This is a genomic window from Flavobacterium granuli (genome assembly GCF_031456055.1).
GTDB classification, from domain to species: Bacteria; Bacteroidota; Bacteroidia; order Flavobacteriales; family Flavobacteriaceae; genus Flavobacterium; species Flavobacterium granuli_A.
Genome location: NZ_JAVDTX010000008.1, coordinates 176,850 through 198,914, shown reverse-complemented (window position 1 = coordinate 198,914; position 22,065 = coordinate 176,850). Strand labels below are relative to the sequence as shown.

The following is a 22,065-nucleotide window of genomic DNA, read 5'->3' as shown; positions in this document are numbered from 1 at the left end:
TAATTATTTGATCACAAAAGAATCAATTATAGCATCAACTTCTGCTTGGGTTGCGGTTGGTTTTAAATCGAATAAAACTGAGAAAAGTGATTTTTTGTTTACTTTTTTCTCTAATGATAAATCTTTGTTACTAGCGTAAACTTTTTCCCATTTGCTTCTAACTTTTATCCAAAGTTCGCTGTTAGTAGCCCACCAATTTTGAGCCAATTTACATTTGTTGTCATCGACTTTGGTATAAATGTCCATTCCTTTTTCTTGTGCCAATAAAACATCTTTTCCATTAGCATCTCTAATGATTTTGTCATTATCCTGCTCGTGTATCCATCCAAACGGAGTTATTTCCTGAATGTTTCTTCTTTTAAGAACGTTGTAATCGTTTCTTTTAGTGTGTTCTCTTCTTGGTAAAGGAGCATCAGTTGTGTTCATCCAATAGTCTTTTCCATCGACATGAACCCAACTTGAAGAACCCTCATATCTTGGACTGTCATCTACTTGAAATACTTTTTGAGTCCATTGTCCTTTTACATTTTTAGTTGGTAGTTTGTTGAATTTCCAAGTTTGGTCTTTGTAAAAAGAATACAAATCGGTGTTTTCATACAGCCAATCTTGTCTCCAGTGCTTAACAATGTCATTTTCTTCCTTTCCAACAATCAATAAATGTTGCAATACAATTTTGTTGGGTTGGTTTTCCACCAATTCCACCCATTCCAGTCCGCTATCGTGTTTAGTTGCCGATGGTTTGTAATTGATGCTGTCTTTTGAATATTTAAAAGTTTCAATGAAGTTGAATTTTACCTCATAGCAACCACACATTGATTTGATTGAATTGATGTCTTGTTGCTTCTTTAAATCTTGGCTTTTACCAGTTAGACTTGTTAATAATGCAATTGAAAAAAGAATTGCTTTGATTTTCATAGGGTTAGTTTTTAATGAATAATAATTTTTGACAAAAATAGTATTTTTATTTAGAACAAATAAAAATAAGGCATATATTTGTCAAAAATTATTAAGAATGCTTCTAAATAAAATAAATGAAAAGTAAAATTACTCTTATTGTAACATTCGTTTTTTGTCACATCTCATTTGCACAAGAAAAGGATAGTATTGTAGCAAATAAACTTGCTGAAGTAGTTGTTACTGGGCAACTGGGGCCACAATCAATAAAGAAGTCGGTCTTTAATGTTCGTGTTATTTCAAAAGAAGATATTAAGCAACTAGCAGCGAATAATCTTTCGGATGTATTAAATCAGTACTTAAATATCACCGTTCAAAATAGCGGAAGCGATGGTCGATCTACTGTTTCAATGTTTGGATTGGATGCCCAATATTTTAAAATTTTGGTAGATAATATTCCTTTGGTTAGTGATACGGGAATGGGAACTAATGTTGATTTGACACAAGTAAATCTTGATGATGTAGAACGAATCGAAATTATTGAAGGCTCAATGGGAGTAACACACGGAGCCAATGCAGTAAGCGGAATCTTAAATATTATCACTAAAAAAGCAGCTACTAAAAAATGGGAAATAAGTGCTACCGTTCAAGAGGAAACAGTTGGAGATGAATACGCTCTTTTTGATAAAGGAAGACATATCCAAGCGCTTAAGATTGCTCATAATTTTAATGAAAATTGGTATGGCAATGTAGGCGCAAATCACAATAATTTTGCAGGTTTTTTTGATGATAAAAAGGGAAAAGACTATAGCGTCAACGATGGGTTGAGAGGGTACAGCTGGTTGCCAAAGGAACAGTTTGTTGGAAATGGTTTGTTGGGTTATAAAAAAAATAATTTTAATATTTTTTACAAGTTTGATTATTACGGGGAAGAGGTTAATTATTATAATCCAATATTAAATCCACAAGATAATTATCCTTTTCCAGAAACCTATTATGCTAAAGACAAGCGTTATTTTACGAATCGTTTTTACCATCATTTAAATTCTAATGGGAAACTATTTTCTAAATTAAATTATAATGTTTCGCTTTCACATCAAAAACAAGAACGTGATTTAGAGAAGTTTAATTACCAGTTGGAGACTCAAGAAGAGTTTGATAATACTAGAGCTACCTATCAATCAAAAGAGGTTTTGTATTCTACAGGAACTTTGAGCAATTTTTTTAATACCAAAAAAGTAGATTTTCAATTGGGTTATGAGATCACAAATGAGAAAGGATTTTATGATGCTATAGCTGGGCTTTTTTTTGATAACCTTCAACAGCTTAAAAATGTTGAAAAAGAATTAGACAACTACGATATTTTTACTGTTGCCGAAATTAATCTGTCTGATAAATTTTCTGTGCGCCCAGGAATTCGGTATTCATTTCAATCCGCTTTTGATAATCAATATGCAAGTTCTTTAGGATTACGCTATATTTTCAAGAAAGGATTAGAAACCAGAGCTTCGATAGGAACATCATTTCGTACCCCTAATTTTGATGAATTGTACACCTATTTTGTAGATTCAAATCATAATATGCAGGGTAATCCGGAATTAGTTCCAGAAAACAGTACTTCATATGAACTGAGTTTTAAAAGGGATTGTCTTTTAAATTCAGGTGGTCAAATTGCGAACAATATTGCCCTTACGTTTTTGGATGTCGATGATCGAATCGATATGGTGTTAACTCAAACGACTCCCACATTAAACTATAAGTATGTCAATATCAATAAATATAAAATGTGGAATGTTTCGACCACTGAACAATATACTTATAAAAATTGGAATGTAAAAGTAGGAGCGGCCTTGGTTGGAATTTCACAAAAATTGGATTTAGCGGCTTTGAATATCACATCAGATGATAAATTCTTGTACTCTTTACAGCTAAATTCCAGTATTTCATATAACATTCCAAAGTGGAATACTTTATTCGCTCTTTATTATAAATACAACGGACAACAGCAGCAGTTTGTCGCGGGAACTGATGAGAATGGTGATGCCAAATTCTTTTTGAATGAAGTAAAACCATATAGTTGGATGGATACTTCGGTTAGAAAAACATTTTTTAAAAATCAACTGGAAGTGACCGCTGGAGCTAGAAACCTGTTTGATATTCAAAGTGTACAGCTTATTCAAAATGGAGGAACTGGTGGAGCTCATACTTCTGGTGGTTCAGATTTGTTATTAGGATATGGACGCTCTTATTTTCTTAAACTCACGTATAACCTTAATTTTAATTAATATATAATTGCCATGAAAAAAAACTTTATTTTAATTCTTTCTTTTGTTTTACTTGCTTTTACAGCATGTAATAATGACGACGATGCACCAGTAATTAGTTCAGTTGCTCTTGCTACAACTTCCATAAATTTGAGTGAAGCTACTACTCCTATTGAAGTGAAATTTGATAAACCAGCTGCCGAAGCGGGTTCATTAACAATCTCGTTTGTAGAAACGGGTGTTGTTTACGGTACTGATTTTAGTACTTCGCCAGCAGCTACATCAAAAACTGTTACAGTTCCTTTTGAAAAAAATGCTAGCTCAGTAACTTTTACTTTTACTAAACTAAAAGATGCTATTGAAGGCGAAGTGAAAAAAGTTGTTTTCACGATTACTAGTGCTACTGCTAATACTACAATAGGGGCGAACAATTCGATTCAAGTTAGTTTTAACGAAACTCCTTCATTAGGGACTGCTTTGGCTGCCGAAGTAGGAGGTGCTAATCAACCAAATCAGGTTTATATTGATTTAAGCAGCGGGGCTATGACAAAAGCAGTAAGAACTTCTTGGGATTTAGGTTTTTATAGTGGTTCTGATTTTAGAATAGTGCTAAATAGCTCTGTAAAAATGTCTGCTAAACAATTAACAAGCACTAATATTGATGAGGTTCAAGCCGCTGATGATACTATGCTTATTAATCAAGGTCAAGGATCTGCCTCTCAAATCGATGATGCTTCAGGGAATATTTTAAAAACAGTAATTGCAGAGGTTTCTGCTACTGATTCTGAAAATAAAGTTTATTTAATCAATATGGGAAGTAATCCTGCTACGACAGCTCCAGCTTTAGGAAAAGAAGGTGCTGCTTCCGGAACTTCTAGAGGTTGGAAAAAAATTAGAGTATTGAAAAGCGGAAATGATTATAAGTTTCAATATGCTGATATTGATGCAACGACTCACAGTGAAGTTACAATTTCTAAAAATGCTGCTTACAACTTTACTTTTTTTAGTTTGTTAGACAAAAAAACAGTTAGTGTTGAACCCCAAAAAACACAATGGGATATCTCATTTACAACTTTTACAAACATTATTCCTGGAGCAACACCTACACCATATTTCTATCCAGACTATGTTTTGAATAATCTAAAAGGAGGTGCATTGACATATCAGGTTCTTGTAACTGATGCGGTTACTTATGACAATTTTACTTTGGCAAATGTAGATGCTGCTAAGTTTACTACAGATCAAAGAAACATTGGTTCAAACTGGAGAAGTACTAGTGTTACTGTAAATGGCACACCAGTATCTCAGTTTGTTTTAAAAACAGATCGTTTCTTTGTTGTTAGAGATCCAGCAGGAAATGTTTATAAATTGAAATTCACAGGTGGAGCAAGTGAAACTGGGGAAAGAGGATTTCCTAAATTTCAATACGCCATCTTAAAATAAATATAGTCTATTTTAGTTAGTTTTTATTGTTTTTGGAAAAAGGAGGCTGGATTTATCTGGCCTCTTTTTATTGTTTTGAATTTTATTTTAAAACAATTGCTTTTTTATTTCTAATACTATTTAAACTTCAATATCAAATCATTAAATTTGCGCCTTAATTAAAGAGAAATACAATTATGTTCGATAATTTAAGCGATAAACTAGACAAAGCCTTTCATATATTAAAAGGACACGGAAAAATCACAGAAGTAAACGTAGCCGAAACTTTGAAAGAAGTACGTCGTGCTTTACTTGATGCCGATGTCAATTTTAAAATTGCCAAAGATTTTACTACCAAAGTAAAAGAAAAAGCGATTGGTCAGGATGTATTAACAACATTACAGCCAGGACAATTATTAGTAAAGTTAGTCAAAGATGAGCTTACTGAATTGATGGGTGGAGATGTTGCAGGAGTTAATCTTTCAGGTACACCATCTGTTATATTAATGTCAGGATTACAAGGATCTGGGAAAACTACTTTTTCTGGTAAATTGGCTAATTATCTTCAAACAAAAAAGAATAAAAAAGTGCTTTTGGTTGCCTGTGATATTTATCGTCCGGCAGCTATTCAGCAATTGTATGTTGTAGGAGATTCTATTGCTGTTGAAGTATACTCTGAACCAGAAAATAAAAATCCAGTTGAAATTGCACAAAATGCAATTAAACATGCAAAAGCAAATGGATTCAATGTGGTGATTGTCGATACTGCCGGTCGTTTGGCTGTCGATAAAGAAATGATGGACGAAATTGCAAAAGTGCATAAAGCCATTCAACCACAAGAAACTTTATTTGTTGTGGATGCCATGACAGGTCAGGATGCAGTGAATACAGCAAAAGCATTCAACGATATTTTGAATTTTGATGGGGTTGTTTTAACCAAATTAGATGGTGACACTCGTGGTGGAGCTGCGATTTCTATTAAATCGGTAGTAAACAAACCAATTAAGTTTGTAGGTACTGGTGAGAAAATGGATGCAATTGATGTTTTCTATCCAAATCGTATGGCTGAGCGTATCCTTGGTATGGGAGATGTCGTGTCGTTGGTGGAAAGAGCGCAAGAGCAATATGACGAAGACGAAGCTAGAAAAATCCAAAAGAAAATTGCTAAAAACGAATTTGGTTTTGATGATTTCTTGTCTCAAATTCAGCAAGTGAAAAAAATGGGTAACATGAAGGACTTGGTAGGAATGATACCGGGTGCTTCCAAAGCAATGAAAGATATCGAAATTGAAGATGATGCTTTCAAACATATTGAGGCGATTATCCATTCAATGACTCCAATTGAAAGAAGCAAACCAGCATTAATTGATGTAAAAAGGAAGGCTAGAATTGCCAAAGGTTCTGGGACAAAAATCGAGCAAGTAAATCAATTGATGAAGCAGTTTGAGCAAATGAGCAAGATGATGAAGATGATGCAAGGTCCAGGCGGAAAAAACCTGATGAAAATGATGGGAGGCATGAAAGGAATGCCAGGCGGAATGCCGAGATAAATAATTTTTTTTTTTAAGGTTTAAAGTTTCAAGTCGCTTGGAATTTTAGACCTTAAATTTTATAACTATATTCATAAAAGAGAGATTTAAACTTCTCACATTTCTAACTTAAAACATTTAACTTAAAAGAAAATGCAACTACTCGACGGAAAAAAAACATCGCAGGATATTAAAAATGAAATTGCCGCAAAAGTAAAAACAATGAAAGATAATGGGGAAAAAGTACCTCATTTGGCTGCCGTAATTGTTGGAACTGATGGAGCAAGTTTAACTTATGTGGGAAGTAAAGTGCGTTCTTGTGAACAGATTGGCTTCGAATCTACATTAGTTAGCTTACCTGCCGATATTACTGAAGAGACATTGCTTGCAAAGATTAAGGAATTAAATGAAGATGATAATTTGGATGGTTATATTGTTCAATTGCCATTGCCAAAACATATCGACGAGCAAAAAATATTGATGGCTATTGATCCTGAAAAAGATGTGGATGGTTTTCATCCTGCTAATTTTGGAAAAATGGCTTTGGATATGGAAACATTTTTACCAGCAACTCCATTTGGAATAATGGAATTGTTAGAGAGATATAAAGTAGAAACTGCAGGTAAACATACCGTAGTTATTGGGCGTAGTCATATTGTGGGAAGACCAATGAGTATCTTGATGAGTCGTAAAGGTTATCCAGGCGATTCTACAGTAACACTTACTCACAGTAGAACTAAAAATATTGAAGAGTATACTAAAAGTGCTGATATCATCATCACAGCTCTTGGTGTTCCAAACTACCTAAAAGCCGATATGGTGAAAGATGGAGTTGTAGTAATCGATGTGGGTATCACAAGAGTGGCAGATGCTTCTCACCCGAAAGGATATGTAATCACAGGTGATGTTGATTTTGATGGAGTAAGCAAGAAATCATCTTTTATAACACCTGTTCCAGGAGGAGTAGGGCCAATGACTATTGCCATGTTGTTGAAAAATACGCTTTTGGCAAGAGAAATCAGAAGCAGAAAATAAAAAATATTTCAGCCATAATAATTAGCCTCAAACGAAAGTTTGAGGTTTTTTTGTCTTAAGAATTAAATAATTAATAGAGACTTATTAATTTTTTAAAAATATAAAGAATACTTTTGCAAAACTTAAAATAAACAACCCCATGGACGATTATTATTCGGAAAGATTGAAAGAATAAAGCACTTGAAAAACATTCAAGATGCTATAACTTAACCTATAGAATTTTGAAATGAAAGCTTTTTACAAAAACAATAACGGATTAATCGAATCTAAAGAGTGGACTCCAAACTGCTGGATTAATATTGAATGTCCAACTTCAGAAGAAAAAAAATACCTTTTAGAAGAATTACAAGTTCCTGAAGAATTCTACAATGATATTGAGGATATTGACGAAAGACCGCGTATAGAAGTTGAGAACGGTTGGACTTTGATAATTATTAGAATTCCAGTAAGTACAAATAATGTGAAATTGCCTTTTAATACGATTCCGGTTGGAGTTGTTTTTAAAGGAGAAATTTGCGTCACCATTAGTTTTTATAAAACAGAAATGCTTTCTGATTTTGTAATCTACACTCAACGTAAAAATAAAGACATCAAAGATTATTTTGATTTGGTCTTGAAATTGCTCTTGTCATCGAGTGTTTGGTATTTGAAATATTTGAAGCAAGTTAATCAAAAGATAAAATTGGCTGAGGAAAATCTGGAACAATCCATCAAAAATGAAGAATTACAGGCATTGCTTCAAATAGAAAAATGACTGGTGTTTTTTGTAACTTCTTTGAAAGGTAATGATATATTGCTTCACAGAATCAAGAATTTAAAGGCACAGTATGAATCTTATGATCCTGATTTGCTTGAAGATGTAGAAATTGAATTGCGTCAAGCACAGGAAATGACAAATATTTATAGTAATATCCTATCAGGAATGATGGATGCTTATGCTTCTGTGATTTCCAATAATATGAATATGATTATGAAGCAAATGACTTCCATTTCCATCATTTTAATGATTCCCACTGTAATCGCTAGTTTGTATGGGATGAATGTGCCGAATAACCTTGAAGGGAATAATTACGGTATGGCAATCATTATATTTGTCTCCGTTTTACTTTCTACTTTTGGGGTGTTTTTATTCAAAAGAAAACGTTGGTTTTGATATAAAGAAAAAGCCGTTTCATTTAATTGAAACGGCTTTTTTAGTATTTAATAATCTCCTCTTTTCTTAAATCGAGGGTCATCTCTTTTGATGAATTCGGTTCTTCTTTTTTGAGGCTCTGCTTTTGGTAAGCTGGCTTCCTCTGTTTTACTGGAAGGTTCTATTAATTCATTTAGTTCCTTTATCTCTGCATCGGTTAAATCACGGTAACGACCTACTGGAACGTCCAGTGAAATATTTATAATTCGGATGCGTTTTAAGGCGGTAACTTCATAACCTAAATACTCACACATTCTACGGATTTGACGATTCAATCCTTGCGTCAAAATGATTTTGAAAATGTATTTACTGATCTGTTCTACTTTACATTTACGGGTAACGGTGTCCAAAATTGGCACTCCATTTCCCATTCTTTCTATAAAACGATCGGTTATGGGTTTATTTACTGTTACAGTATATTCTTTTTCGTGATTGTTTCTGGCACGTAATATTTTGTTGACTATATCTCCATCGTTGGTCATGAAAATTAAGCCTTCACTAGCTTTATCCAATCGACCGATTGGAAAAATACGTTTTGGGTAATTGATGTAATCTACAATGTTGTTGCGAACTTCCAGATTGGTGGTACATTCTATTCCTACCGGTTTATAAAATGCCAGATAAACGGGTTTTTCGTTTTTCTCACGGATTAGTTTTCCGTCTATGCGTACTTCGTCATCCGGTGAAACTTTGGTTCCCAGCTCTGGCACCACTCCATTGATGGTTACTCGACCTTCTTCTATAAATTTATCTGCTTCGCGACGGGAGCAATAGCCCGTTTCTCCTATGAATTTATTGAGGCGTTTTAGATTTTCTTCCATACTGCAAAAATAGTCTTTTTTTAGATTGTTCGATTTCTCCTTTCAGATAATTATTTAATTTGAGACTTTGATTTAAAAACTCATACTCTTATGGCTTATTAATCTAATGATCTAAAAAACTATTTTTCAAATAAAAAGCGATATATTTCTTGGTACAACTTATCGTCGTGCATTGAATGTCCTAAATCTTTGGTTGTAATGAAACGTCCTTTTTTCCAACCGCTTGCAATTTTTTGGCCTTCTTCAAATGCGACTACAGTATCGGTGGTATCGTGGGCAATGATTCCTTCTATCTTGATGTGTTTTGCAAATGCGCCACCGGAGAAATCCTCTAGTTTGAAATTGAAATTTTCCAAATAGCGTTTTTCCAAAAGTGTGAACATTTTACGATTGAGGCTCAACATTTGGATATAGTTGTCGATTAATGTCTTCAAATCGGAAGGAGCACCTAGAATCACCATTTTTTCAATGCTGGTTTCAGGGTGTAAATATTGATGATAGACACAGGCTGCACCACCTATGGAGTGACCAATGATGATGCTTGGGTTGTATTTTTCGACAGCTTTGTTGATGAACTCGGCATAGCGTGGTACGTTGAATTCCTTGCCGCTACTTTGTCCGTGAGCGGGTGCATCAATTGCTATGATGGTACTTCCTGATTTTTGTAGATAGGGCAGGGTTTTTTCCCAGCGAGCCGAATTGCTTTCCCAACCGTGAACTAAAAGGATTTTTGTATTATTTCCTTCCCATGTATAGGTTTGAAACTGGTGTTCGTTGTGCTGGAACGTTTCTTTGATTGTGTTTTGCAGAATTTCTGGAAGCTGGTCATTGGGTATTTTTCCAATTCTGGGATTTGTAAAAAGGGCATAGGATAGTTGTAATGCCTTTTTGGGTTGAATCAAACTGAGTAGGTTGATGTAAAGACCAACGGATTTGACAGTTAGAAATCGGATGCTTTTTTTTAGGCTCAAAATATGGGGGTATAAAAAAAGCCTCGAATTTCGAGGCTTAGATTTTTTTAGAATTTAGAAAACAATTGTTCCATTTTCTCTCTTTCTTCTTCAGCCAAAACACTGTCGACTAAGATTCTTCCAGAGTGCTCATCGATTAAGATTTTCTTTCTAGAAGCAATTTCTACTTGTGTTTGTGGTGGAATTGTAAAGAATGATCCTGCTGATGCACCTCTTTCGATAGAAACAACTGCTAGTCCGTTACGAACACTGCTTCTGATTCTTTTGTAGGCTACCAATAAACGATCTTCAATTAATGCTTCATATTCTGCAGATTTCTCAGTTAAGAAGATTTCTTCTTTTTGAGTTTCAGCCATGATAGCATCCAATTCTGATTTTTTATGTTTCAAGTGAGATGATTTAGATTCCAATCTCTCTTTTGAAGAAGAAATCACTTCTTTTTTATGCTCGATAGAAGCTTTCATTTCTTTGATTTGCTTTTCAGCTAATTGAATTTCTAATTCTTGAAATTCGATTTCTTTAGTCAAAGAGTTGAATTCGCGGTTATTACGAACGCTTTCTTGTTGTTTAGTGTATTTTTTGACAGCTTCTTTGTGTTCGTCAATTGCATTCTTTTTTTCTTTGATAAGGTTTTCGATAACTTCTAATTCCCCTTTCAATTTCTCTGAACGAGTGCTTAAACCTGCAACTTCATCTTCTAAATCCTCAACTTCTAAAGGAAGTTCTCCTCTAACGTTTCTGATTTCGTCAATTCTAGAGTCAATTAGTTGTAAATCGTAAATTGCTCTTAACTTGTCCTCAACACTTAATTCTTTCGTATTCGCCATATTCTATAAGTACTTAACTGGATTTGTATTTTCTTCCGATAAAATGATTGCAAAATTAAGGATTTTTTTTCTAAGATAATCAACAATATACTCTTTTGTATAGCGTTCACTTTCAAAATGTCCAATATCGGCTAATAAAAGTTGATTTTCGGCTTCGTAATATTGATGATATTTCAAATCGGACGTCAAAAAAACATCAGCACCGGCTTGAATGGCATTTTTTATCGCAAAACTTCCAGATCCGCCTAAGACTGCTACTTTTTTTATTTTTTTTCCTGTAAAGGCAGAATGGCGAATTCCATTGGCTCCCATTTTTTCTTTGGCATACTGTAGAAAATCCTTTTCATCCATTGGTTCTTCTAGTTCGCCAATCATACCTAGACCAATATGTTTAAAGGTGTTTTTCATATTGTAGATTTCAGTTGCTACTTCTTCGTAAATATGATTTTCCTTTAAAGCTTTTATGATTTTGGCTTCTAGATGTTTTGCATAAACAACTTCGATTTTTACCTCGGTTCCTCTGGACATCACACCTCTTTCTCCGATGGTTGGCTCACTTTTTTCGTTACCTTGATAGGTAAAAGTTCCCTCGGAGTTGAAACTGCATTTATCGTAATTACCAATGCTTCCCGCTCCAGCTTCAAATAAAGCATTTCGAACTTTTTCGGCATTATCTCTAATGGTATAGGTAACTAACTTTCGGATGTGATTTTGTTTTGGGATTAGAATCTGAGTATTTATCAGTTCTAAAGTATCACAAAATATTTTATTTACACCTTCTGGGTGATTATCAAGTGCGGTATGGACTGCATAAATGGAAATGTCATTCTTTATGGCTTTGAGGATAGCACGTTCTACATAATTTTTCCCTGTTATTTTCTTTATTCCATTGAATAAGATAGGGTGAAAACAAACAATTAAATTGCATTTTTTAGCAACGGCTTCATCAATCACATTTTCTAAAGCATCATGACAAACTAAGACGCCAGTTGCTTCAGTATCTTCGTCTCCTATTATTAAGCCTACATTGTCAAAATCTTCGGCATAAGCCAATGGAGCCATTTCTTCAAGAACAGAAAGAATTTCTTTTATTGTACTCATTTTTTTAATCTTTTCGGGGTATTTACTAATCTGTGTTTTATAAATTAATAACGTAATTTATTTGAAATTAATCTGTAAAGTTATTATTAGTTTGTTTTTAATAATTTCCGTTCAAAGATAAAATATTATACTTTCGTAAAATGAATTTACTGCGAAAAATATTGTTCCCAATTTCTATTTTGTATGGCTTTATTACCAGTATTCGGAATTTTTTTTTCGATATAGGGGTTTTAAAATCTTATTCTTTTGATTTACCCATTATTGCTGTGGGAAATCTGAGTGTGGGTGGAACTGGAAAAACACCTCAAATAGAATATTTAATTCGGTTGCTTTCGGATAAATATAAAGTGGCGACCTTAAGTAGAGGTTATAAAAGACAATCTGAAGGCTTTGTTTTGGCTAATTCAGCTTCGAATGCCTTAGAATTGGGAGATGAACCATTTCAATTTTATCAAAAGTTTAAGAATATTCAGGTTGCGGTTGATGCCAATCGAAAGAATGGAATCGAGCAATTGTTAGCTAGTTCAAATTCGCCAGAAATTATTTTGTTGGATGACGCTTTTCAGCATCGAAAAGTAAAAGCGGGTTGTTATATTATGCTAACTTCTTATGGTGATTTATATTGCAATGATTTTATATTGCCTACAGGAAACTTGAGAGAGAGTAGAAGCGGAGCGCAAAGAGCCAATATTGTTATTGTTACAAAATGTCCTTCAAACCTTTCTTTTGATGATCAAAATAGTATAAAAAAGCAACTGAATCTCTCTTCAAATCAAAGTTTGTTCTTTACCTTTATTGATTATGATGATGTTGTTTATTCTGACGAAAAAACGATAAAAGTTACTGAATTAAAAGGGATGGATAAAATACTTTTGGCCGGAATAGCAAAGCCTGAATCGTTTTTTGCTTATTTAAAAAATGAATATGACAACTGTTTGACTTTTCCAGATCATCATCATTTTAGCGAAAGCGAATTACAGGAAATTAAGAAAAAAGCTGGTGGCAAGATTATTATAACAACCGAAAAAGATTATGTGCGTTTGAAAGGAAGTATTTTAAGTGAACAGCTTTATTTTTTACCTATAAAAAGTTTGTTTCTTTCAGATAGTGACAATTTTGATAAAAATATTTTGAATTATGTGGGACAAAGTACAAGAAACCGTTAGTTATATTAAAGATAAAATTAATTTCATTCCTGAATTTGGCGTGATTTTAGGATCTGGATTAGGTGGATTTACAGATGATATTACCATTGATCATACATTGCCGTATGAGGAGATCCCAAATTTCCCAGTTTCGACTGTCCAAGGTCATAAAGGGGCATTAGTTTTTGGAACTATTGGAACAAAAAAAGTGGTTGCCATGCAAGGGCGTTTTCATTTTTACGAAGGGTATTCGATGAAAGAAGTGACTTTCCCAGTTCGGGTAATGAAGTATTTAGGAGTTGAAAAGTTAATAGTTTCGAATGCTTCGGGAGGAGTAAATCCAAATTATAAAGTGGGTTCTATTGTGATTATTAAAGATCATATTAATTTTATGCCTGAACATCCTTTGCGTGGTAAAAATGATGAACGTTTTGGGCCAAGGTTTGTGAATATGAGCCAGCCGTATTCATTAAAAATGATTGCTAAGGCAAAATCAATTGCACAAGAATTAAGCATAGAAGTTCATGATGGAATTTATCTAGGACTGCAAGGGCCAACATTCGAAACCTTAGCGGAATATAGAATGGTTAAGATTTTGGGTGCAGATTGCGTAGGGATGTCAACGGTTCCGGAGGTAATTGTGGCTCGCCATATGGAATTGGAGACTTTTGGTGTTTCTGTTATAACTGATATGGGCGATGAGGAAAGCATACTGTCTATTTCACATGATGAGGTTTTAGAAGCGGCCAAAGGTGCCGAACCTCATTTGCGTACCCTCATCAGGGAATTGATTACAAGGGATTAAGACGCGCTTATATTTTGGGCCATGATAGAATAAAAATCTTCGGCTACAAATGGTTTTGTGATTACATCTGTCATGCCAAAAGAAAGTAACATTTCTCTGTTTTCATTTAATGAAATGGCTGTAAGGGCAAGTATAGGAGTTTTTGTGTCAAATTCCCTAATTTGTTGTGTTGCGATTGTGCCGTTGATTCCTAACAAATGAACATCCATTAATACCATGTCGAATGCGTTATTTTTTAGCATTTGTATAGCCTCTTCACCATTATCTAAAATGGTACATTTCATTGCTTTATTTGTCAACATTTTTTTGGTAATCATTTGGTTGATTTTGTTATCCTCAACTACCAATATTTTTTTGTTTTTAAAGATTTCTGAATCGTAATTTTTAATTATAAGTTTGTTTGTTAAAGGTTTGCTGTCTACTTTGAAGTTTAATTCAAAGGAGAAAGTTGAGCCTTCTCCAACAATACTTCTCAGTTTTATTCTACCTCCCAAGATGCGAACTAGTTTTTTTACAATGGTTAATCCTAATCCAGTACCTCCAAATTTTCTATTGATTTCTACTGATCCTTGTGAAAAACTTTCGAAGACTGTTTTTAATTTATCTTCTGGAATTCCGATTCCTGTGTCAGTAATTTGAAAAAAGATAGCGGCATTTTCATCTTGATAATTTTTTAATTGGGCAAGAACACTGATCGTTCCGTTGTTGGTGAATTTCAATGCGTTATTGATTAAATTCATGAAAATTTGAGACAGTTTTGTGGGGTCGCCTATTAAATTTTCGGGTATGTCAGAATCTATATTGAGAATGAATTTATTGTTGTTTATGGTGGCAATTTCTTTGAGAGAGTTTTGGATATCTCCCAATAATTGTTTGAGACTAAAATTGATGTATTCTATTTCTAATTTATTGGATTCAATTTTATTTATTTCTAAGATGTCATTGATGAAGGTAGTCAAGTAATTGCCTGAAAATTTTAATGAAGACAAATAATGCATCTGTGATTTTTTCGGATGTTCTTCCAATAGTAAATGTGTAATCCCGTTGATGGCATTTAACGGAGTTCGAAGTTCGTGACTTACTGTAGATAGAAATTCAGATCTTGCTCTAGAGGCCTCTTCGGCTTTGTTTTTGGCTACAATTAATTCATTATTTTTTTCTTTCAATAATGTATTGGTTTGATTACGAATGATATTGTTTTTGTAAAGAGATAAACTCAAAAGAGATAAAATTGAAATAATTGCAATTGCCAAAATACTGATGAGCTTAGAAAATTTATCCGCTTTTGCTTTTTCTCTATTTTCTTTTTCGATTAATAACTCTTCCTTTTTTTGTTGGGATTCCTTGAAAATTTCATAGTCATTTGTACCAAGTTTTTCCTCATTTGCAAGTATAATACTTTCTTTTAGGTTCAAATGTTTTTTCAAATAAGTATAGGCTGTAGATTTGTCTAGTAATTTGTCATAAACCAAACTTAAGGCTAATAAAATATCGGACTTTTGATTTAGGTTTTTAGTTTCTTTATTTAATTCTAAAGCTTTGTTGAAGTAATTCAAAGCCAAGTTGTATCTTTTGTTGTTGGCTTCAATGATACCCATTTGATAAAGGGCTTCTGTTTTTGAATTTGTTAAATCCGGGCTGTCAGGTTTTGCAATGATGGCGTTGAAAAGAATTGAAGCTAAATCTGCGTCGCCCCTTATTTTTGAGAGTACTCCTTTTTGAAGTCTGATTAGATCTGCTTTATCCTTTATTTTTAATTTTTTTTGAATTTCTTCAGTTTTAAGGATAGAGCTTTCAGCAAGGATGTAGTTTTTTCTTTCTACGCAGGACAAGCTTATGTAGTAATAGGCGTTGGCTACTTTTTCGTTGGGTTGTTTAGAAATTTTGTTAAATAATACAATGCTTTTACTTAATAATTCGATTGCATCATTGTGAAGGTTTAGGTCAAAATATATTTTTCCTAAGTTGTATGTTTGAGCAGCTTGTGCTTTAATGTTGTTATTTCTTTTGCAATAATCGATTGATTTTTGAGTGTATGATAAAGCCTCTTTATAATTATTGTTTTTAATATTCTCGTTCGCTATTTTGGAGTAATAAGTAACGCTGTCTACTTTATTCTCTATTTGAGAATAGAGCAGTGAATGAAAAAAAACAGTAAATAATAAAAAGTGCTTCATGTTTGATGGGAATTTTTATTATTATTTAACAATAAAATCAAATCAATGATTCTGGAGGAATACCCAATTTCATTATCATACCAACCTACTACTTTTACCATTTTGTCGATTACAGATGTAAGTTGTGAATCAAATATACATGAATTTTTATTACCAATTACATCTACAGATACAATTGGGTCATCTGTGTACTCTAGAATCCCTTTCAAATTGGTTTTTGAGGCCAACTTAAAAGCGTTGTTAATTTCTTCTATGGTAACGGTATGTTTTACGTTAAAAGTAATATCTGTCAAAGAGCCATCAGGTACAGGTACTCGAATACCGCAGCCACCCATTTTACCATCCAGAGATGTGAAAATTTTAGTCAATGCTTTTGCTGCGCCAGTTGTAGTTGGTACAATGGATTGACTTGCTCCTCTTGCCCTGCGTAAATCTTTATGAGGTTGATCATGTAAACTTTGGTCTGTAGTGAAGGAGTGTATAGTAGTAATGTAGGCTTGTTCAATTCCGCAAAGTTCTTCAATTACTTTTATCATTGGAGCCGCATTATTGGTAGTGCAACTGGCATTGGATATAATAGTTTCTGTACCGTCAAGAATGGATTCATTAACACCTAAGACCACAGTTTTTATATTATCCACTTCTGATGGAGCTGAAAGAATTACTCTTTTGGCACCTGCCAAAACATGGGCGTTTATCTCTTCAAAAGTTTTGTATTTACCGGTAGACTCTACAACGAAATCAATGTCAATGCTTTTCCAGTCTAGATTTGGAATGCTTTTTTCATGGAAAAATAAATAGTGTTTTCCATCAACCACAATTCCTTTTTCATCATGACTTACTGCGACGGGTAAAACACCGTGAATGCTGTCATATTTAATTAAATGGGCCATTGTTTTTTTATCGGCAATGTCATTTATGGCAACTACTTCTATTGTCGGATGATTTAAAAGCAAGCGAAATAAATTTCGCCCAATCCTTCCAAAACCATTAATCGCGATTCTTGTTTTCAAGTGTATATGTTTAATGGTTTGATCGGTTAAATGATTAACCGATTAAACTATTTATAAAATATGTTTTTGTGCCTTGTAAGAAGATCGAACCAATGGACCGCTTTCTACATGACGGAAGCCTAGTTCCAAACCAAATTTTTCATATCTCTCAAATTGTTCTGGAGTTATGAATTCTTTTACGGGAAGGTGTTTTTTGCTGGGTTGTAAATATTGACCAATTGTAACAATGTCTACATTGGCTGCGCGTAAATCACGCATAGTTTGAAAAACTTCTTCTTCTTGTTCGCCAAGACCTAGCATAATTCCAGACTTGGTTCTGTTGATTCCTTTTTCTTTTAGGTATCTCAAAACTTCCAAACTTCGGTCGTATTTAGCTTGTATGCGAACTTCACGAGTCAGTCTTCGAACGGTTTCAACATTATGCGAAACCACTTCAGGATTGGCTTCTACGATACGATCTATGTTTCTTTCAATGCCTTGAAAATCAGGAATTAGAGTTTCTAGGGTAGTGTTTGGATTCATTCTGCGAATGGCTTTTACAGTCTCAATCCATATGATTGAACCACCATCTTTCAAATCATCTCTGTCAACACTAGTAATTACAGCATGTTTGATGTTCATAATTTTTATAGAACGGGCAACTTTCTCTGGTTCATCCCAATCTACAGTTTCTGGTCTTCCGGTTTTTACACCACAAAAACCACAAGAACGCGTACAAACATTTCCTAAAATCATAAATGTTGCAGTTCCTTCTCCCCAGCATTCTCCCATATTTGGGCAGCTTCCGGAAGTACAAATCGTATTGAGGCTATATTTGTCTACCAAACCACGAAGTTCAGTGTATTTTTGTCCTATCGGAAGTTTTACCTTTAGCCATTTAGGCTTAGCTACGCTCGATTCGGCTCCACCTCGGGTTCCAACTGGTAATGTATTGTCTAAAACAGTTTCCATATTTCAATTTTCAGGATACAAAGATAAGGAATGTAGTTTTAGAATTTGAATCCTATATTTATGAATTTTGATAAAACTGGTTTGGTTTTCAAGTCAGTTTTTAGATTTTCACATTAAAACAAGTTTTTTGTAACCAAATTAATTCATGATTTGTTGATATTGAATTTTAAATGTTAAAAGTAAATCGACTTCGGTTGTTTTTTTCAGTTATAGTATATTTGCCTTTTTAAATTAATAAAAAATAGAAAATGAATAAAAAATTATTATTAGGAACTTTTTCAATATTGTTTGGATTATCAACAGCTCAAGCACAAATTAATTTTGGGGAAAGAGCATTGAGTGCTGTTCAAAAAGGAATTACAGGATTCACTTTTACTGATGCCGACGCTGCTGCTTTGTCTAAACCTGCGGTTGATAAAATGGATGCTGAAAATAAAGTGGCAGGCCCAACAGATCCTTATGCCATTCGTTTGGCCAAAGTTTTTGGAAAATACACAAAAGGGGAGTTCTATACTCTAAATTACAAAGTGTATCTGACAAAAGATGTCAATGCTTTTGCAACGGCTGATGGTAGTGTACGTGTTTATTCGGGTTTGATGGATGTAATGGACGATAACGAATTAATAGCTGTAATTGGCCATGAAATTGGGCACGTGAATAATCATGATTCCAGAGATGCTATGAAAGCGGTGTATCAAAAAGAAGCTTTGATAGATGCTGCAGCTTCGCAATCTACTAAAGTAGCAGCTGTTACCGATAGTCAATTGGCTAAAATTGGTAGTGCAATGATTGATAGTAAATACAGTCGTAAACAGGAATCAGAAGCTGATTTGTTTGCCTATGATTTTATGAAAAAAAATGGATATGATGTAAATGCTGAGGAATCTGCTTTTAGAATATTGGCTAAAATGAGTGAAGGTGCTCAAAGTTCTTTTATTGATCAAATGATGAGTTCTCATCCTGATTCTAGTTTAAGAGCGGATGAAGCCAAAGCAAGAGCAGAGAAAGATGGTTTGTATAAACTTTATGTAAAAAAACCTGCTGTGACAACTCCTGTGAAGAAAGCAACAACGACCAAAAAGAAGACTACGACTAAAAAGAAAAAATAAATTTTCATATTAGTGTCTATATAAAAAAGAGAAAGCTGAACTTTTAAAGTTCAGCTTTCTCTTTTTTATAATATTAGAATTCAATCTAATTTGGTTGAATAGTGATAGGTAAATTATAAGATGTTCGAACTGCTTTGCCTTCATACATACCCGGAGACCATTTGGTTTTTAAGGATTTCAAAACACGAATAGCTTCCGCTCCTAAACCATAACCTGGGTCCTTTAAGACTTTTATATCTGTCATGCTTCCGTCCTTTTCAATAACAAAAGAAACGCTTACACGAATTGCATTCTCAGTTTCCAAATCCGAACTATCAAAATTATTTCCAACATAAGTATAGAACTTTTTGATTCCACCTGGAAATTCAGGCATTTTATCAACCATATTGCTTGTAAGAATGGTAGAGTCGGTAATGCCAGGGCTACTTGCTACCGCTGTGCCAGTTGAAGGAGTTGTTCCTACTCCAGAACCACCTACTCCAGGTGTGCTGTCACTAGGATTGGTTTTTAGTTCGATGTTGGAGGCAATATCTTTCGGGGTTGCTGCATCAGCATGAACGATTTGTGGATTTATAAGTTGTAAGTCAGTATTGCTGCCTTGTGTAATTGGTCTTTTGATTTCAGGGATAACCACTTCTTCAACTTTTGTTTCAGGCAGAACATAAGGATCAATATCTACAACTACAACAGCAGGTAAGTCTGGTGCTAATGAAGGAATCCGATGTTCTGGATTTAGATAATTATAAACCATTGGTATACTAATGGCAGCAGTCAAAAGTGATACTCCCATAAAGAGCGCAAAAAAGGATGTTTTGGTGTTTTCTTGGCGTAAATGATACGCGCCGTACTCTTTGTTTCTGTTTTCAAATACAAGGTTAATCCAGCTAGTTTCGAAGATGTTTAGTTTAGACATAATTCATGGATTTAATGGTTAGGTAATAATTAAATCATAAGCTATATTGGTTTAAACTTCTAACGCAAATAACAGGAATTTTAGTGTACGAAATGTTAAGTATTTTTCTGGTTTCATTGTTTAATCGTTTAACTGTAAATAAACATCGATTAAACAAATAAATGAATTGTCGTAACAAAAAATTATCTTCTATTCTGTATAATTTCAGAGAGTAATTTTTTGGCACGAAGTAATTTGATCTTTACATTACTCAAGGGCTCATCTATTTTATTGGCGATTTCTTGGTAACTCATTTCCTGGAAATAACGTAACTGAATCACTTCTTGGTAATGGGGTTTCAATTCTTTGATGAATTGCAATAGTTGTGAAAGATTCTGTTCGGTAATTAATACATCTTCTGCTGATGGGGTGGTATCGGCAACATTATAGGCGGTTTGATCTTGCTCGTCTGTAATTTCGATAAAAAGACTCGATTTTTTTTTACGGATTAAATCGATATGTACATTCTTAGCAATAGAAATCAACCAAGTATTGAACTGAAATTCCGAATTGTATGTGGCTATTTTGTCAAAAGCCTTGGAGAAAGTTTCGATAGTGATGTCTTCGGCAGTGGTCTCGTTTTCAGTGCGTTTTAGCATGAAACCATATACCTCATTCCAATAATAATCCAACAGAAAAGTAAAGGCAACTTGATTTCCTTTTTTTGCTTTTTCTATTTGTTTGCTTATTTCCAATTCGCAGGTTTTGAGAAGATATTGGTTATAAAGATATTAATTTGAGTGAATATAAGTATAATTTCGATAATAGGATACCAATACATCACATCTTTTTCTTTTAATTTCCCAGCTGCAAATCCGGTAACTATCCAAGTAATCAAATATCGAGAGCCAATAAGGCTCAATACCAATATCCATTGAAACTGAAAAGCTAACAATGCGATTGGTAATAACAGAAACAACAGTTGGGAACTAAAGAAAAGTCCTAGTTGTATTTTGTCAAAGGTTTTGTAATATTTTGCAGTGGCAACATGTCTTCTTTTTTGAGTAAACCAATCTTTAAAAGTAGTTTTTGGAGCTGAATACGTAAAGCTTTCTGGAGAATAAGCAATAGTTGTATTGTCTGAATCTGATGCCTGATTAATAAATAAATCGTCATCTCCAGAGCGAACTTGAATATGATCGATAAAACCATTTACATTGAAAAACTCTTCTTTTTTGTATGCTAAATTACGGCCTACACCCATATAAGGTTTGCCTATTTTTGCCCACGAAAAATATTGGATGGCGGTAAGTAAAGTTTCGTATCTGATTATTTTATTCAAAAAGGAATTGGCTATTTTTTCATAACCTCCATAGCCCAAAACAATGGTTCTTTGTTTGGTAAACTGAGAGCTCATAGCTGTTATCCAATCTTTGGAAGTAGGATAACAATCGGCATCAGTAAATAACAGGTATTCTTTTTTTGCTGCTTTGATTCCTAGTGTTAAAGCATATTTTTTGTTACCCCAAAAAGCTTCGTTGTTTTTTACTTTAACTAACTTCACGTTCGGATACGTTTTTTCAAATTCTTCAAAAATGTCTAATGTATTATCTCTGGAAGCATCATCGATTAAGACAATTTCAAAGTCTGGATAATTTTGTTCTGCCAATATAGGAATGTATTTAATAACGTTTTCTTCTTCGTTTTTGGCACAAACAATTACAGAAATTGGAATATTTTTGGCTTCAATTTCCTGCGCTCTGGTAAAAGAAAACTTCCCAAAAACAACGAGATAATAAAAAAGTTGAATAACAACAATTGCAATAAAAAAATATAGAGTAAAGGTTAGCATCATTGTATTTTTTGGCTTTTAAAAACGATTGCAAATGTAATTAGCAATTGTGAATTATCAATATA

General features: G+C 33.7%; 18 protein-coding genes and 1 pseudogene. 8 read left to right on the top strand and 11 right to left on the bottom strand.

Translation table 11 applies throughout. The features are described 5' to 3' along the window. Nucleotides 1–3: 3 nt before the first annotated feature. Nucleotides 4–915, bottom strand: a complete 912-nt coding sequence (locus tag J2W95_RS16635) for a DUF6607 family protein (protein ID WP_310009022.1) — start codon at nucleotides 913–915, stop codon at nucleotides 4–6. A gap of 116 nt (nucleotides 916–1,031) precedes the next feature. On the opposite strand from J2W95_RS16635, the gene J2W95_RS16630 reads away from it, so the two are divergent. From J2W95_RS16630 to J2W95_RS16610, 5 genes and pseudogenes are all read left to right on the top strand, one after another. Further along, on the top strand, nucleotides 1,032–3,179 hold the full coding sequence (locus J2W95_RS16630) for a TonB-dependent receptor plug domain-containing protein (RefSeq protein WP_310009020.1): 2,148 nt from the start codon (nucleotides 1,032–1,034) through the stop codon (nucleotides 3,177–3,179). A 12-nt stretch (nucleotides 3,180–3,191) separates the two neighbouring features. Continuing rightward, on the top strand, nucleotides 3,192–4,601 hold the full coding sequence (locus J2W95_RS16625) for an HmuY family protein (protein ID WP_310009018.1): 1,410 nt from the start codon (nucleotides 3,192–3,194) through the stop codon (nucleotides 4,599–4,601). 176 nt (nucleotides 4,602–4,777) lie between these two features. Then, nucleotides 4,778–6,130, top strand: coding sequence for a signal recognition particle protein (gene ffh, locus J2W95_RS16620; RefSeq protein ID WP_310009016.1), 1,353 nt, complete (start codon nucleotides 4,778–4,780; stop codon nucleotides 6,128–6,130). Between the two features lie 132 nt (nucleotides 6,131–6,262). Then, nucleotides 6,263–7,144: a bifunctional 5,10-methylenetetrahydrofolate dehydrogenase/5,10-methenyltetrahydrofolate cyclohydrolase gene (locus J2W95_RS16615; protein ID WP_310009014.1), complete on the top strand. Its 882-nt coding sequence runs from the start codon at nucleotides 6,263–6,265 to the stop codon at nucleotides 7,142–7,144. Between the two features lie 226 nt (nucleotides 7,145–7,370). After that, a pseudogene (locus J2W95_RS16610) lies at nucleotides 7,371–8,297 on the top strand (magnesium transporter CorA family protein). Nucleotides 8,298–8,344: 47 nt separating this feature from the next. Here the strand turns inward: J2W95_RS16610 and rluF are convergent. From rluF to J2W95_RS16590, 4 genes are all read right to left on the bottom strand, one after another. Next, nucleotides 8,345–9,157, bottom strand: coding sequence for a 23S rRNA pseudouridine(2604) synthase RluF (gene rluF, locus J2W95_RS16605; protein ID WP_310009012.1), 813 nt, complete (start codon nucleotides 9,155–9,157; stop codon nucleotides 8,345–8,347). A gap of 119 nt (nucleotides 9,158–9,276) precedes the next feature. Further along, entirely contained in the window at nucleotides 9,277–10,128 is an 852-nt protein-coding gene (locus tag J2W95_RS16600; protein ID WP_310009010.1) for an alpha/beta fold hydrolase, read from the bottom strand. Nucleotides 10,129–10,175: 47 nt separating this feature from the next. Next, complete coding sequence (locus J2W95_RS16595) at nucleotides 10,176–10,955, bottom strand: zinc ribbon domain-containing protein (protein WP_310009008.1); 780 nt, start codon at nucleotides 10,953–10,955, stop codon at nucleotides 10,176–10,178. Nucleotides 10,956–10,958: 3 nt separating this feature from the next. Then, complete coding sequence (locus J2W95_RS16590) at nucleotides 10,959–12,056, bottom strand: Nif3-like dinuclear metal center hexameric protein (protein WP_310009006.1); 1,098 nt, start codon at nucleotides 12,054–12,056, stop codon at nucleotides 10,959–10,961. 140 nt (nucleotides 12,057–12,196) lie between these two features. Between J2W95_RS16590 and lpxK the strand changes: the two genes are divergently transcribed. Together lpxK and J2W95_RS16580 are read left to right on the top strand one after the other, a co-directional pair. Beyond that, a complete protein-coding gene (gene lpxK, locus J2W95_RS16585) occupies nucleotides 12,197–13,222 on the top strand; it encodes a tetraacyldisaccharide 4'-kinase (RefSeq protein ID WP_310009004.1) in 1,026 nt (341 codons plus the stop codon). Continuing rightward, nucleotides 13,194–14,006 (top strand): purine-nucleoside phosphorylase, encoded by an 813-nt coding sequence (locus tag J2W95_RS16580; protein WP_310009002.1) that lies wholly within the window; start codon nucleotides 13,194–13,196, stop codon nucleotides 14,004–14,006. The genes lpxK and J2W95_RS16580 overlap by 29 nt, the downstream gene beginning before the upstream one ends. On the opposite strand, the gene J2W95_RS16575 is transcribed toward J2W95_RS16580, so the two are convergent. The 3 genes from J2W95_RS16575 to lipA are packed head-to-tail and all read right to left on the bottom strand — an operon-like array spanning nucleotide 14,003 to nucleotide 18,147. Then, nucleotides 14,003–16,183 (bottom strand): tetratricopeptide repeat-containing hybrid sensor histidine kinase/response regulator, encoded by a 2,181-nt coding sequence (locus tag J2W95_RS16575; protein ID WP_310009000.1) that lies wholly within the window; start codon nucleotides 16,181–16,183, stop codon nucleotides 14,003–14,005. The genes J2W95_RS16580 and J2W95_RS16575 overlap by 4 nt on opposite strands. Continuing rightward, complete coding sequence (gene gap, locus J2W95_RS16570) at nucleotides 16,180–17,196, bottom strand: type I glyceraldehyde-3-phosphate dehydrogenase (protein WP_310008998.1); 1,017 nt, start codon at nucleotides 17,194–17,196, stop codon at nucleotides 16,180–16,182. Before gap ends, J2W95_RS16575 begins: the two co-directional genes overlap by 4 nt. Before the next feature lie 51 nt (nucleotides 17,197–17,247). Next, entirely contained in the window at nucleotides 17,248–18,147 is a 900-nt protein-coding gene (gene lipA, locus J2W95_RS16565; RefSeq protein ID WP_310008996.1) for a lipoyl synthase, read from the bottom strand. 248 nt (nucleotides 18,148–18,395) lie between these two features. On the opposite strand from lipA, the gene J2W95_RS16560 reads away from it, so the two are divergent. After that, nucleotides 18,396–19,256 carry a M48 family metalloprotease gene (locus tag J2W95_RS16560; RefSeq protein WP_310008993.1) on the top strand — a complete coding sequence of 287 codons (861 nt, stop codon included), beginning with the start codon at nucleotides 18,396–18,398 and terminating at the stop codon, nucleotides 19,254–19,256. A gap of 85 nt (nucleotides 19,257–19,341) precedes the next feature. On the opposite strand, the gene J2W95_RS16555 is transcribed toward J2W95_RS16560, so the two are convergent. The 3 genes from J2W95_RS16555 to J2W95_RS16545 form a co-directional block, all read right to left on the bottom strand. Continuing rightward, a complete protein-coding gene (locus J2W95_RS16555) occupies nucleotides 19,342–20,169 on the bottom strand; it encodes an energy transducer TonB (protein WP_310008991.1) in 828 nt (275 codons plus the stop codon). Nucleotides 20,170–20,351: 182 nt separating this feature from the next. Then, a complete protein-coding gene (locus J2W95_RS16550; RefSeq protein ID WP_116797322.1) occupies nucleotides 20,352–20,903 on the bottom strand; it encodes an RNA polymerase sigma factor in 552 nt (183 codons plus the stop codon). Further along, nucleotides 20,894–22,000, bottom strand: a complete 1,107-nt coding sequence (locus J2W95_RS16545) for a glycosyltransferase (protein WP_310009055.1) — start codon at nucleotides 21,998–22,000, stop codon at nucleotides 20,894–20,896. Before J2W95_RS16545 ends, J2W95_RS16550 begins: the two co-directional genes overlap by 10 nt. Nucleotides 22,001–22,065 lie beyond the last annotated feature (65 nt).